The following is a 13,617-nucleotide window of genomic DNA, read 5'->3' on the forward strand; positions in this document are numbered from 1 at the left end:
AGAAACACTGCTGGATGAAGTTACAGGTATACTTCAGCAATATGAAACGGCTACTGAAAACGGAAATTATTTAAATGCTCGGGAGCTTGTTTTATTGATTAAGGACAAGCTGGCAAGTGTGGAACATAAAATGGAAATGATTCCAGATCTTATGGCGGAAGGACTAGTTGCTCTTCCTAATCAATTAGCAGAACTTAAAGATGGATATTTAGATATGGTAAATCAGGGATATCCTCTTGAACATCTTCAATTTGATAAGGAGATTTTTCAGCTGGAACAAGAATTGGAGCATTATAAAGCCCAAATAGATGTGGCTGAAACAGATGAAGTAGCAAAAGGCATTCAAGACCTCAATGAAAGTGTAAATGTTTTATACGACTTACTTGAAAAAGAGGTTCTTTCAAGACAATATGTCCTCGAAAATAAAGTGAAGATTAACGAGCAAATCCAGATTCTTGAATATGAAAACGATAAGCAGAAGGCGGAAACCGTTATCGTTCAGCATAGTTATCACTTGAATGAAAATGAGCTTGAAGGACAGAGAAAGCTTGAAAAACATATTCAATCGCTTTCGAAACGTTACCGTCTTCTTTCACTTAAGATAGCTGAAAATGCCTCATCTAATTCAGTTCTTGGAGAAGAAATGCAAGAGATTGCGGATAAAATTCAGAATTTAAAGGATGAACAAGTTATATTCACTGGTAAACTTCAAGCGTTGCGGAAAGATGAAATGGAAGCGCGTGAAACGCTTCAGGAATTAAGACGGAAAATGAGTGAAACAGCAAGAATTATTTCAAAAAGTAATATTCCAGGTTTACCGGAAGATTACAAGGCGTATCTGCGTGAAGCAAAAGAAAGCTTGGCAGATGTGGAAGATAAGCTGGAAGAGAAACCTTTGGATATGGCCTCTGTACAGATCTTCCTTGAGAAGACTGTAGCATCTGTTGGAGAACTTCTCGAAAAAACAGAAACACTAATTGAAAAGATGTATCTTGCTGAGAAGGTTATCCAACATGGAAATCGCTACCGCAGTAAATATCCTTCTGTAGCTGAAGCTTTAAGATTGGCTGAGGAGAAATTCAGGGATTATGAGTATGAAGACGCCTTGAATACGGCAGCGACCGCCATTGATAAAGTGGAACCTGGAAGCTTAAAACGAATGAATGCAGATTTAGAGCATATTTCTTCTTAATAGATGGAAAGAAAGGAACCAATGCGGGAAAGCATTGGTTCCTTTCTTTTGGAGTCAGTCCTTTCTTCCTATTCATCAATATGTTAAAATTAGTAGTTGCAAATATAAAAATTAAAAGCTGCCTAGCGTAGCTTCTTATAGAATACAGGAGGGTGAGGCTATGATTTATTTTGATAATAGCGCAACAACCAAGCCGTATCCTGAAGTGATTGAATCCTTTGCTAAAGTAGCAGGAGAATACTTTGGAAATCCTTCTTCTCTCCATGGACTTGGAGCCAGCGCAGAACGATTACTTCAGAAGGCACGAAAGCAAATTGCTGATCTCCTTCATACAACGCCTTCGGAGATAGTTTTTACTTCTGGAGGTACTGAAGGCAATAACCTAGCTATAAAAGGGGCCGTTCATGCAGCAGCTAAGAATGGCAATCATATTATTACTACCGAAATGGAGCATGCTTCAGTCCTTGAAACATGTCGTTCTCTTGAACAAGAAGGATTTGAGGTTACGTACCTGCCAGTTACTAAAGATGGCAGCATCGTATTATCAGACTTAATTCATGCAATTAGAGAGGATACCATCTTAGTATCCATCATGCATGTGAATAATGAAATAGGATCTATTCAGCCTATTGAAGAAATTGGCCGATATCTGGCAGACTTTCCGAAAATTATGTTTCATGTTGATCATGTCCAAGGAATCGGCAAAGTACCTCTGGATTTTAACAAATGTCACATCGATTTATGTACTATGTCCGGCCATAAATTTCATGGGTTAAAGGGTACAGGAATTCTTTATGTACGCAGCCATGTTAAATTAAGTCCGTTATTTACTGGCGGGAACCAGGAATCCAAATTTAGAAGTGGAACAGAAAATGTCGCTGGAATAGTTGCTATGGCGAAAGCATTACGGATGACATTAAATAAACAGAATCAAGCTAGTGATGTTGCTGAAATTCGTGATTATTTGATGAGTGAGCTTAAGAAAATCGAAGGAGTTAAGATAAATAGTCCAGAATCAGGTGCACCGCATATCGTTAATTTTTCGATTCCTGGTATCAAGTCTGAGGTGTTTATCCATGCTTTAGAGGAATCAGGGATATTCGCTTCAACGACCAGTGCTTGTTCATCAAAAAATAAGGCAATCAGTGAAACAGTATTAGCAATGTTCCATGATTTATCTCGTGCAGAAAGTGTCATTCGGATTAGTACGTCTTATGAGAACAATTTAGAAGAAGCAAAAGCTGTAATACAGGCTGTCATTGAGAAAATGGCAAAACTACAAAAGGTAATGAGGTAGCTAAATGGAATTTGATCATATTATTATCCGTTATGGAGAATTATCTACGAAAAAAAGAAATCGTAAAAGCTTTGTTGATAAAATGAAATCACATATCCGCTGGGCAATAAAGGATCTTAAACATGCAAAAGTGACTTCAAGCAGAGACAGAATGTATGTCCTATTAAATGGAGAAGACCATCTTGAAGTCATTCAGCGTATTAAAGGAGTCTATGGCATTCAATCCTTAAGTCCTGCCCTTAAGATTGGGAGAGATATTGAAGAAGTAAAGACAGCGGCTCTTTATTATTTTGAACAGCTCTCTAAAAGACCAGAAACGTTTAAAATTACTACAAGGAGATCTGATAAGGATTATCCATATGATACGAATGAGATGAATCACCTTATTGGGGGTCACCTTTTAATCAATAATGATGGCCACTTAAAAGTGGATGTGAAAAATCCAGACTTTAACCTGCGCATCGAAATACGACGTGAAGCGGTTTATCTAACTGGAGAGATTATAGAAGGTGCAGGTGGTCTTCCGTTTGGTTCAAGCGGAAAAGCTATGCTGATGCTTTCTGGAGGAATCGACAGCCCGGTTGCCGGTTTCCTTTCGATGAAGAGGGGCCTTGAAGTGGAGTGTATTCATTTCTACAGTCCCCCATTTACGAGTGAACGTTCTAAGCAAAAAGTGATTGATTTAGCTCACAAATTAGCGGAAGTGAACGGAACCATTAAACTTCATATCGTACCGTTTACAGATATTCAAGTGTTAATCCAAAAGCAAATTCCAGAGAATTATACGATGACAAGTACGCGTCGATTAATGCTTCGTATTGCGGATGCGATTAGGGAAAAAAATGAGGGTATGGCGATCATAACCGGAGAAAGTCTAGGACAGGTGGCTAGTCAGACGCTTGAAAGCATGTTTGCAATCAATGAAGTAACAAATACGCCTATCTTACGCCCGCTTATCACAGTTGATAAGACAGAGATAATTGCAATGGCCCGTGAAATGGAAACGCTGGAGATCTCCAATCAACCGTTTGAGGACTGCTGTACAGTATTCACTCCTGCGAGTCCGAAAACAAAGCCAAGACGAGAAAAGGTTAATTACTATGAAGGATTCGTGGATTTTGAACCAATGATTGAAAAGGCGGTTCAGGATACTGAAACTCTCCGTATTAGTGGTGAAAAGCAAGATAATGTGGATGAAACAATTGAAGATTTATTTTAAGATAATCCACTAAAAGATGAAGGTATCAATTACCAACTTTTTTATGAATGACGCCATGTGTTTTAACACATTCTATTATCACAAGGGAGGTGAAAAACACATGGCGAACAACAACAGCTCAAACCAATTGCTAGTACCTGGCGTATCGCAAGCTCTAGATCAAATGAAATATGAAATTGCTACAGAATTTGGTGTACAACTTGGTGCTGAAACAACATCTCGCGCTAACGGTTCAGTTGGTGGAGAAATTACTAAACGACTAGTACAAATGGCTGAACAACAATTAGGCGGATCACAAAGATAATTTCATAAATATGGCTGCAGGAAGCGGGTTTTTGCCCGCTTCCTTTATTTATTGTTTTGGAAAGGTACTGATAGGAAAGTTGTCTGTATATAAAAAAACGGAAATATTCTGTATAATAGAAAGTGGTAAGACCACTTTGGAACTGGAGGGAAATTATGAAACGAGAAGATTTAGTAGCTCCGGAAGAATATAACCTTGTATCTGAAATTGAAAAACATACTGATCGCGCTGAACGGATTGCCTTAAAGTGGGAAAACGAGAGCGGAGAGAAAAAAGAGATTACATATAAAAAGCTTATTGAAAATGTTAATAAAGCTGGAAATGTTTTTCTACAGTCAGGTCTGAAAAAGGGAGATCATGTATTAATTATTATTCCCCGCTTGATTGAGGCTTACGAAGTTTATATTGCGGCCTTAAAAATTGGGTTAGTTGTCATTCCTAGTTCTGAGATGTTGAGGACAAAAGATTTACGGTATCGTGTGATTCATGGTGATGTGAAAGGAATTATTAGTTATCATGAGTATACTTCACAACTTGATGATGTAGAAGAAGCAAAGGACCTGATTAAATATTCTGTTGGTTCAAAGGTTGAAGGATGGCATCATTTAGACGAAGATATGAAAACCGCGTCAACAGAATTGTCGATGGCAGACACGCTGCGAGACGATATGGCATTTTTATCGTATACCTCAGGCACAACTGGCAATCCAAAAGGTGTCGTGCACACCCATGGATGGGCGTATGCTCATTTAAAGGCAGCTGCATCTAATTGGCTTGGAGCAGAGAAAGATGAAATTGTTTGGGCAACTGCTGGACCTGGCTGGCAGAAATGGATATGGAGTCCGTTATTATCTATACTGGGATCGGGATCAACGGGGCTTGTGTATCAAGGAAAATTCGAACCTAAAAAATATTTGCAGCTGCTCGCTGATTATCATGTGAATGCCCTGTGCTGTACTCCAACGGAATACCGCCTTATGGCTAAGATAGATAACTTGTCTGAGTACCACCTGCCAGCTCTGCGCAGTGCAGTGTCTGCTGGTGAACCCCTGAATAGAGAAGTAATCGATATTTTTAATAGACAATTTGGCATTATAGTGAGGGACGGCTATGGGCAGACAGAAAATACCTTACTTGTCGGCGTTGTGAAAGGGATGGAGATTAAATTAGGTTCTATGGGAAAACCAATTCCAGGAAATAGGGTAGAGATTATCAATGAGGATGGTACTCTTTGTGAACCGGGAGTTGTCGGGGACATTGCGGTACATATTGAAACACCAGCCCTATTTAAGAACTATTTCAAAGATCCTGAACGGACTGCCATGCAATTTCGCGGGGACTATTATGTCACTGGAGACAGGGCCAAGATGGACGAGGAAGGTTATTTCTGGTTCGATGGCCGCAGCGATGATATCATCATTAGTTCTGGCTACACCATTGGACCATTTGAAGTGGAGGATGCGCTTGTTAAGCATACATTCGTAAAGGAATGTGCAGTCGTTTCCAGTCCAGATGAAATACGCGGTCAAGTAGTTAAGGCATATATTGTCCTTCAGGATGGCATTGATCCAGAAACTCCAACACTTGTGAAGGAACTTCAAAGCCATGTAAAGGCATTGACGGCACCCTATAAATATCCGCGAAGAATTGAATTCGTAGAGGAACTGCCAAAAACAACCTCTGGAAAAATCCGCAGGATAGAACTAAGGGAGCGCGAGGAAGCAATCGCTAAATCCTAAACCACAAAGGCTCTCCATTTGGGAGAGTCTTTTTTTATTAAATAAAAAAAAATATATTGGAATTCACAAGCTGTTTTCCCCCCTTTTTTATTGAAAAGGTGATACACTTTTTTTACAGAAAATAGGTCTATAGAAAGGACTGTGCGGGTGTGGGAACATTATGGACGAATGGACTTATTTATACAATGGAAAAGGAAAATGTTCGGGTCGAGGCAGTATATACCGAAGGTGATCTGATTATTGATATGGGAAACTCAGCTCAATTAAAAAGGGACTATTCAAACAGAATAGAGCGTGAAATTGATTTAAACGGACAGATGATGATTCCAGGACTCGTAGACAGCCATATGCATCTGGTTGGCTATGGTGAGTTGTTAATGCGTCTCAATTTATCGGCAATGACTAACAGACAGGATGTACTAGACGCTGTTAAAGAAAAATGTGAAGGAGCTGCACCAGGTAAATGGATTGTGGCCGAGGGGTGGAATGAGAATGAATGGGACAATACAGAGCTGATTTTATTAGACGAACTGGACAAAGTCTCGCCGGAGAATCCGGTTATCTTAAAACGAATCTGCAGGCACGCCTTGGTTGTAAATTCACAAGGCTTAAACGCTGCGGGGAATTCAATTAAAGAAGTACCTCCTGCAGGCGGAGTGATTGGCCGTTATCAAGATGGCCGATTGAATGGTTTGTTTAAAGAGGAGCCAGCCATGCAGTTGATTACGAATCATATCCCAGGTATTGACCAGGAATATGTAGAGAGTGCGATAAAACTGGCTATTGAGGATTGCTGGAGCAAAGGGTTAACGGGTGTTCATACAGAAGATCTTCATTATTACGATGGATTCATGTCTACCTATCAGGCATTTATTAATGTCATAGAAAAAAGATCCATGCCGCTGCGTGCGAACCTGCTTGTTCATAACGAAGAGGTCGACGAGATGATAGCTAACGGATACAGATATCGAGACGGCGGAACGTTTATTAAACTGGACGCAATGAAAATTTTTGCAGATGGTTCGCTAGGAGGGAATACAGCTTTATTAAGCAGACCGTATGCAGATCATCCTGAAACTAATGGTGTCGCGATTTATACGCAAAATGAGCTTAGGGCTCTTGTCCGAAAAGCACGTTCATATAATCTGCCAATTGCGGTACATACAATAGGGGACCAAGCCTTTGAAAATGTATTAAATGCCATTGAGGTCGACCCGCCGGCTGAAGGGCTGAGAGATCGTCTCATTCATGCACAGATTATGCGTAAGGATCTCCTTGAAAGAGCGAAATTATTACCAGTCATCTTTGATATTCAACCTGGTTTTGTTCCATCAGATTTTCCTTGGGTCATTGATAAAGTAGGACTTGAGAATTCCTCATACAACTATGCTTGGAAAACCTTTCTCGGTAATGGCATTCATTGTGCCGGCGGATCAGATGCACCGATTGAATCGGTTAATCCACTACTAGGCATTCATGCTGCAGTAACGAGAAGAAAGCCGTTTGGACTTGATAGGACTGTATATGATCCTGATGAACGATTATCAATGTTTGAGGCTGTCTCACTTTATACAACGGGCAGTGCCTATGCGACAGGAGAAGAAAAGAATAGAGGGAAGATTGCAAAAGGTTTCCTGGCAGACTTCTCTGTCTTAACAGAGAATTTATTTTCGATTTCAGAGGATGAGCTTTTAATGGTTGAAGCTGATATGACTATAGTCGGCGGTCAGATTGTTTATCAGAAAGAACGTAAATCACTTTAGAAGTGTGAAGGGAGAGTGTAGGAACCGAAATGAAACAGCAAAAAGAAGGAATTATTTATGCAGCACTCTCTTACTTTATATGGGGACTCATTCCTATCTATTGGAAGTTTGTTCAACATGTATCAGCTGGAGAAATTCTTGCACATCGGGTACTTTGGTCTTTTGTTTTCATGATAATCTTATTGTTGCTGATCAATAAGTGGCGTGGATTCCTTTCATTTGTAAAAGAAATAGTTTATCAGCCCAAAAAACTAGCAGCTTTACTGACCGCGTCAATACTCGTCAGTATCAATTGGGGAATCTTTATCTGGGCAGTCAACTCAGGTCATATTCTTCAGACCAGTCTTGGCTACTATATTAACCCGCTTGTGAGTGTGTTATTAGGTGTAGTGGTACTGAAAGAAAAACTAAGCGGTGCACAAATTCTTTCGTTTACCTTAGCAGGAATCGGTGTGCTTATCCTTACGCTTCATTATGGTGAGATTCCATGGGTTGCCCTTTCGCTTGCGGTCAGCTTTGGTTTATACGGTCTTGCGAAGAAAATGATTAAAGTAGATGCAGAAATCGGCTTAACGCTTGAAACAATGATGGTCACTCCATTGGCGATTATTTTTATGGTTTATTTGTTATTTACCTCAAAACCATTGTTTTTTGAATCAGCAAGTACCAGTTTTCTTCTAATGGGCGGAGGGATTGCTACCGCACTGCCGCTTTTGTTTTTTGCAAAAGGAGCACAGAAGGTACCACTTTCAATGATGGGGATTTTGCAGTACATAGCACCCACTATGACGTTATTAATCGGAGTGTTTATGTATCATGAACCGTTTACAAAAATCCATTTGCTTTCATTTATTTTTATTTGGTCTGCATTACTTATATACGCAGCATCACATCCTATACAATCAAAATTAAATAATCGCAATAAGAAAAACAGGATTAAGTACGGAGCTTAATCCTGTCAGTTTGTAGCCAAAAGAGGTGCGGAATGGTTCATTCCGTACCTCTTTTGGCATTTTTAACACATTTCATGGAATTTTCCCTGCTTATCAAGGCAACTAAGTCTCTAATAAGTACATTGTATCTGCTTTCAGGATCACTTGTGTTCTACTTAATAATCTTTGATTCTTCCTGTTCGAACGGATTTGTCGGAAAGAGTTTTCTCCGTAATTCCCCCGATTTGAATTGATCTCCTTCTAAGTCTGCTCTTGGGTAGCACGTGTTTTCATTTGAGCGTCGGACTAAAATCCAAATTAAATTTAGGAAGACCGTTGATTGGAGTGAAGACTCCTGCGGGAACAGCTGGACAGGTGAGACCCAGCAGGAGCGTAAGCGACGAGGAGGCTCACAGGCTCACCGCCCGCGGAAAGCGAAACGCTTGAACGGAAATCAACAGCCGCATTTTAAAAACTAAAAAAGAAGACTGTAAACAACCTCGATTTCCACCCGAGTTTGTCTACAGTCTGACAGGATTAAGTACGGAGCTGAATCCTGTTTTTTCTCTTCACCGATAAAAGAGAATTTCCTTATAAAAATGTTCTTTTAACTTTTTCCCAGAATGAGTTATCTTTTAGTTTTACGGTTTTAATTACTTTTCCACTTAGTGTTACTTGAATTTTCTTCACATCTTTAATACTCAGTGCTTCGTTATCCATTCCAAATGTAGGATAATCATCGCTTTCAGGTAACTGGATAGTAAGCGTACGTTCAGGTCCTAATATGAATGAGGAGTCGAGTGTACGGTAAGTATTGTTATTAATCGAAGCAAGTTCACTTACTTGAAAACACGGAAGGGTAGGGTCAACAACAGCACCTTTTACAGATTTATTATAGGCCGTACTTCCAGTGGGTGTAGCTATAATTATCCCGTCTCCGCGGAATGTTTCAAAGTGTAATGAATCAATGAAAACATCTAATACGAATGTTTTAATAATAGACGAACGTATACTTAGTTCATTAAGGGCATAAAAAGAAGGTTGATCATCAAGCTTAATCTCAATGGTTGGATAACGGCGGACTTCAATATTTTCTATGGAAATGCTTTCAATCATCTTACTGGTATCTTCCAATAGAAAATCACAGTACATGTTTAATTGACCGATTGCTATACCGGCATATAAACAATCATCGCGGAATCCTGTCTTTCTAACGGCTTGTAGAAAAGTTCCGTCATCCCCAATACTGACGATAATGTTTGCTTGCTTGAAATCGGAAACAATTGTAAATGAATAGGTTTCAGCCAATTCGTAAAGAGGTTGTACTCTTTTTATAAGTAAAGGGTCATTTTGATGAAAAAAATAAATATTGCGCCGATTCGTCATATTAAAACCTCCGTTGATTTACTCGATTTTTAAAAAATGATTCCTTTTCCATAATGGAAATAGTTTGCTACAATAGTAGAATATATCCTAGTTTATCATGTGTACATCAATATATAAAATGGCATATATGTGAATATTTGTATAAGGGGGCTTCAATATGAATGGAAAACGCTGGGCAGCGCTGGGGATTGCAGCTGTTTTATTTATCGCTTCAATGGGAATCAGTTTGGCTAGTACATTGGCATTTACTGATTTTAGCGGAGCTGTTGAAGATTTATTTGTCAGTGAAACAGGTTTTATGGAAGAGGTTGTTGAAGAAGGCAGCAGTTCAGATGTTATCGCTGTACTGGATGTTGAAGGAGTTATCGAAGATACAGGCAGCTCTACTTCGCTTCTGGATACTGTGACGTATAATCATCAGAGTTTCTTAGATAAGCTTGAAATGGTCGCAGAGGATGATTCGATTAAGGGTCTCGTCTTACGCGTTAACTCACCAGGCGGCGGTGTGGTAGAAAGTGCGGAGATATACGATAAAATCCAAGATATTAAAAAGACGAAAAAACCAGTTTATGTGTCTATGGGTTCTATGGCCGCATCTGGAGGATATTATATATCAGCGCCGGCAGATAAAATTTTTGCGACTCCTGAAACGATGACGGGGTCACTCGGTGTGATTATGCAAAGTATTAACTATGAAAAGTTAGCCAAAAAATATGGTGTGGAAACGGTGACGATTAAGAGCGGAAAATACAAGGATATTATGAGTCCAACTCGTGAGATGACAGAGGAAGAGCGGGTTATCCTGCAAGATATGATTGACAATTCATACAGCCAGTTCGTGAATATTATCGCGGATGGTCGCGGAATGTCAAAAGAAGAAGTGCGTAAAATTGCGGATGGCCGAGTGTATGACGGCCGGCAAGCAAAAGAAAACAAATTGATTGATGAATTTGGTTATGAGGAAGATGTTATAGCTGCCATGAAGAAAGATCTTAACATTGATGCATCAGCAATCCGTTATACGGAAGATACAGGATTTGGTTCTTTGTTCAGTATGACAGCACAAAAAGTCATGGGGAAAGATGTTGAAACAGCTGGCATTCTTAAGTTGCTCTCACACTCAAATTCTCCTCGACTAATGTACCTATATGCACAGTAAGGGGGGGGAATCCATGGATGAACGACAAAATCAGGATAACTTGAATGAAAATACGGGAGAAATTGAGCCGAAAGAAACCATCCATTCAGAAGTAATGGGTACAGAGCCATCACCAATCAATCCAGTAAATTTGACCGCAGAAATTCATTATGCCGGTTTTTGGATGAGGTTTTGGGCGTATCTAGCTGATTTAATTATCATTGGCAGCCTAACTCGGATATTCGTTTCATCTATTTTTAAAGCCTTAGGCGGGGGATATGTCGATTATAGTTTTTTTTCGCCGGCAACAATACTAGAAGTCACTATCTTTTATCTATACTTTGTCTTGATGACCAGGTACTTTGGACAAACGCTCGGCAAAATGATATTCGGACTTCAGGTTATTAGTTTGAAAGACGACAAGCTTACTTGGGGAACGTTGATATTCCGAGAATTTATAGGACGGTTTATTTCAAAGTTCACATCTATTGGTTATATATTGGTGGGCATTTTGCCAAAGAAACAAGGATTACATGATATTTTTGCTGATACAACCGTAGTTATGACAAGAAGATAAGTAGATAACCTGCAGACCGAAATGGTCTGCAGGTTTATTTTTTTTCACAGTGCTAATAATGGTGAGTTGAAAGGGTGTGTCCTGATGAACTGGATGCTCGTTATTATAATCTTACTCGTGTTTTTATTAATTCTGCTTATTTTCACGAATATTAACATAGATCTTCACTATCATCATGCAGGAATTGATGATCAACTTACTGTGAAATTTAGAGCTTGGTTTGGATTGCTGCAATATACAATTGATGTTCCATTCATTGACATGAGGGAAGATAAAGCAATCCTTTCTTTTACACAAAAGAAAGGAATCGATATAGAGGATGAGGAACCTCAAGCAGAGGAAGTGACGGCAAATGATATCCTGGAAAAAATAGAAGAGGTTAAGAAGCTTTTGCAGCACGTGATCGGTTTGCATAAAATCATTCGAAAGCTGCTGAAAAAGGTCTATGTTCATACATTCACTTGGCATAGTGTAATCGGAAATGGTAATGCTGCTCATACCGGAATACTGACAGGCAGTGCGTGGGCATTGAAGAGTTCGATTATGGGCGGCTTAACAACGTATTTACATTTTAAAAAAATGCCTGCTATTACGATTACTCCAGACTTTCAAAAATCAGCTGCCTCTACGTCCATATCTTGCATAATCTCTTTGAAACTCGGGGATGCTATCTGGGCAGGAATTAAGTTATTCCGCCATTGGAAAGGCGGTAGACTGAAGTTCAACAAAACTAAACAATCACAAGTAAAGCAGAACTTTTAGAATGGAGGCAAATGATATGTCGGACCATCCGATTACTGGCCTAATGTCAGCAGCAATGGAAAATTTAAAAGAAATGGTTGATGTAAACACAATTATTGGTGATCCGGTTGAGACGCCAGATGGCAGTGTTATATTAACAGTATCAAAGGTAGGATTCGGCTTTGCAGCGGGCGGCAGCGAATTTGCTATCGATCAAGGGCATTCCCAACAAGGACAGCAAACTTTACCATTTGGCGGTGGTACCGGGGGCGGCGTGTCTATCACGCCTATCGCATTTCTCATTGTAGGCGCAAAAGGTGTGAAAATGCTTCATCTAGATGAAGGGACTCATTTAGTCGATAAAATACTAGATATGGCTCCAGCCGTCGTCGGAAAAATTCAATCTATCCTTGCAGCGAGCAAAGAGAATAATAAGAACCAAAATGAAACAAAGAGCCAAGATAACAATCAAAAACATGAACAAAGCCAAGACAGGAACCAAAACCAATATAGAAATCAAAACCAAGACAGAAATCAAAACCAAGACCAAGATAGCAGCCAAAACCAAGGAAATGAGAAAAAGGAATCCTTTGATAATTTCTAATTTTATCTTTGTAAAAGGCTATTTCCAAGCGGAAATAGCCTTTTGAAAGTAAGTTAACGTGAATTCGTTGCATTATGAATACGAACCACCTATCATTAGCACTGTACATATTGAATTAAAGGAGGCGTTTTTTTGACACAGGTTACGTTTAAACACAATCCCGTGACAATCCTGGGATCAGAAGTCAAAGTGGGAGATCAAGCGAAAAACTTTACGGTACTTGCTAATGATCTTTCGGAGGTGACGTTGGACGATTCTAAGGGATCAGTTCGAATTATCAGCGTTATTCCTTCCATTGATACAGGAGTTTGTGAGAAACAAACTAGACGCTTTAATGAAGAAGCAGCAAAGATTGAGGGAGTAAAGGTATTAACCATTAGTGTGGATCTTCCTTTTGCTCAACGACGTTGGTGCGCGGCTGCGGGACTAGAAAATGTTCAAGTTCTATCGGATCATCGTGATTTGTCCTTTGGTCAAGCATATGGAGTCATCATGGAAGAACTACGCCTTTTAGCCCGTTCTGTATTTGTCATCGATCGAGACGATCGAGTTACCTATGTAGAGTATGTCGGTGAAGGATCTAATCATCCAGATTATGAGGCCGCATTAGATGCTGCACGTTCAGCTAAGTAATAGATAAAGGCTGCCGGTTATCCTAGGTAACCGGTTTTCTTTTTCTTTCCTCGTTAGAAAAAAGGTAATAAGTAATCTTCTCGCTTGTGTCC

At 39.6% G+C, this 13,617-nt stretch carries 13 protein-coding genes; 12 read left to right on the top strand and 1 reads right to left on the bottom strand.

Annotation, left to right across the window (positions count from 1 at the left end; genetic code table 11):
- The 7 genes from WYK_RS21525 to rarD all read left to right on the top strand — a co-directional run.
- The coding region (locus tag WYK_RS21525) for a septation ring formation regulator EzrA (RefSeq protein ID WP_040376485.1) at nucleotides 1-1,192 on the top strand (1,192 nt) is incomplete at its 5' end.
- Nucleotides 1,193-1,352: 160 nt separating this feature from the next.
- Nucleotides 1,353-2,489 (top strand): cysteine desulfurase family protein, encoded by a 1,137-nt coding sequence (locus tag WYK_RS21530; RefSeq protein WP_040376486.1) that lies wholly within the window; start codon nucleotides 1,353-1,355, stop codon nucleotides 2,487-2,489.
- A 4-nt stretch (nucleotides 2,490-2,493) separates the two neighbouring features.
- Complete coding sequence (gene thiI / locus WYK_RS21535; RefSeq protein ID WP_040376487.1) at nucleotides 2,494-3,708, top strand: tRNA uracil 4-sulfurtransferase ThiI; 1,215 nt, start codon at nucleotides 2,494-2,496, stop codon at nucleotides 3,706-3,708.
- A gap of 100 nt (nucleotides 3,709-3,808) precedes the next feature.
- Entirely contained in the window at nucleotides 3,809-4,012 is a 204-nt protein-coding gene (locus tag WYK_RS21540) for an alpha/beta-type small acid-soluble spore protein (protein WP_040376488.1), read from the top strand.
- A gap of 155 nt (nucleotides 4,013-4,167) precedes the next feature.
- On the top strand, nucleotides 4,168-5,751 hold the full coding sequence (gene mbcS, locus WYK_RS21545) for an acyl-CoA synthetase MbcS (protein ID WP_040376489.1): 1,584 nt from the start codon (nucleotides 4,168-4,170) through the stop codon (nucleotides 5,749-5,751).
- A gap of 149 nt (nucleotides 5,752-5,900) precedes the next feature.
- Entirely contained in the window at nucleotides 5,901-7,514 is a 1,614-nt protein-coding gene (locus tag WYK_RS21550) for an amidohydrolase (protein WP_040376490.1), read from the top strand.
- A 29-nt stretch (nucleotides 7,515-7,543) separates the two neighbouring features.
- Nucleotides 7,544-8,467, top strand: a complete 924-nt coding sequence (rarD, locus tag WYK_RS21555; RefSeq protein ID WP_040376491.1) for an EamA family transporter RarD — start codon at nucleotides 7,544-7,546, stop codon at nucleotides 8,465-8,467.
- A gap of 570 nt (nucleotides 8,468-9,037) precedes the next feature.
- Here rarD and WYK_RS21560 read toward each other — a convergent pair.
- Nucleotides 9,038-9,832, bottom strand: coding sequence for an NAD kinase (locus tag WYK_RS21560; protein WP_040376492.1), 795 nt, complete (start codon nucleotides 9,830-9,832; stop codon nucleotides 9,038-9,040).
- A gap of 157 nt (nucleotides 9,833-9,989) precedes the next feature.
- Between WYK_RS21560 and sppA the strand changes: the two genes are divergently transcribed.
- From sppA to tpx, 5 genes are all read left to right on the top strand, one after another.
- Entirely contained in the window at nucleotides 9,990-10,991 is a 1,002-nt protein-coding gene (gene sppA, locus WYK_RS21565; protein ID WP_040376493.1) for a signal peptide peptidase SppA, read from the top strand.
- Between the two features lie 94 nt (nucleotides 10,992-11,085).
- Nucleotides 11,086-11,547, top strand: coding sequence for an RDD family protein (locus WYK_RS21570; RefSeq protein ID WP_051387831.1), 462 nt, complete (start codon nucleotides 11,086-11,088; stop codon nucleotides 11,545-11,547).
- 84 nt (nucleotides 11,548-11,631) lie between these two features.
- Complete coding sequence (locus tag WYK_RS21575) at nucleotides 11,632-12,309, top strand: DUF2953 domain-containing protein (protein WP_040376494.1); 678 nt, start codon at nucleotides 11,632-11,634, stop codon at nucleotides 12,307-12,309.
- A 16-nt stretch (nucleotides 12,310-12,325) separates the two neighbouring features.
- On the top strand, nucleotides 12,326-12,892 hold the full coding sequence (gene ytfJ, locus WYK_RS21580) for a GerW family sporulation protein (RefSeq protein WP_081705000.1): 567 nt from the start codon (nucleotides 12,326-12,328) through the stop codon (nucleotides 12,890-12,892).
- Between the two features lie 132 nt (nucleotides 12,893-13,024).
- Nucleotides 13,025-13,525, top strand: coding sequence for a thiol peroxidase (gene tpx, locus WYK_RS21585; RefSeq protein ID WP_040376495.1), 501 nt, complete (start codon nucleotides 13,025-13,027; stop codon nucleotides 13,523-13,525).
- Nucleotides 13,526-13,617 lie beyond the last annotated feature (92 nt).

The sequence above is a fragment of the Peribacillus psychrosaccharolyticus ATCC 23296 genome (genome assembly GCF_000305495.1).
Lineage (GTDB): Bacteria > Bacillota > Bacilli > Bacillales > DSM-1321 > Peribacillus > Peribacillus psychrosaccharolyticus.

What these genes read in the sequence shown, in the direction of transcription:
- WYK_RS21560 (WP_040376492.1), bottom strand. Translation starts at nt 9,832, where the DNA reads ATGACGAATCGGCGCAATATTTATTTTTTTCATCAAAATGACCCTTTA.
- mbcS (WP_040376489.1), top strand. Translation starts at nt 4,168, where the DNA reads ATGAAACGAGAAGATTTAGTAGCTCCGGAAGAATATAACCTTGTATCT.
- WYK_RS21540 (WP_040376488.1), top strand. Translation starts at nt 3,809, where the DNA reads ATGGCGAACAACAACAGCTCAAACCAATTGCTAGTACCTGGCGTATCG.
- sppA (WP_040376493.1), top strand. Translation starts at nt 9,990, where the DNA reads ATGAATGGAAAACGCTGGGCAGCGCTGGGGATTGCAGCTGTTTTATTT.
- WYK_RS21570 (WP_051387831.1), top strand. Translation starts at nt 11,086, where the DNA reads ATGGGTACAGAGCCATCACCAATCAATCCAGTAAATTTGACCGCAGAA.
- WYK_RS21575 (WP_040376494.1), top strand. Translation starts at nt 11,632, where the DNA reads ATGAACTGGATGCTCGTTATTATAATCTTACTCGTGTTTTTATTAATT.
- ytfJ (WP_081705000.1), top strand. Translation starts at nt 12,326, where the DNA reads ATGTCGGACCATCCGATTACTGGCCTAATGTCAGCAGCAATGGAAAAT.
- rarD (WP_040376491.1), top strand. Translation starts at nt 7,544, where the DNA reads ATGAAACAGCAAAAAGAAGGAATTATTTATGCAGCACTCTCTTACTTT.
- thiI (WP_040376487.1), top strand. Translation starts at nt 2,494, where the DNA reads ATGGAATTTGATCATATTATTATCCGTTATGGAGAATTATCTACGAAA.
- WYK_RS21530 (WP_040376486.1), top strand. Translation starts at nt 1,353, where the DNA reads ATGATTTATTTTGATAATAGCGCAACAACCAAGCCGTATCCTGAAGTG.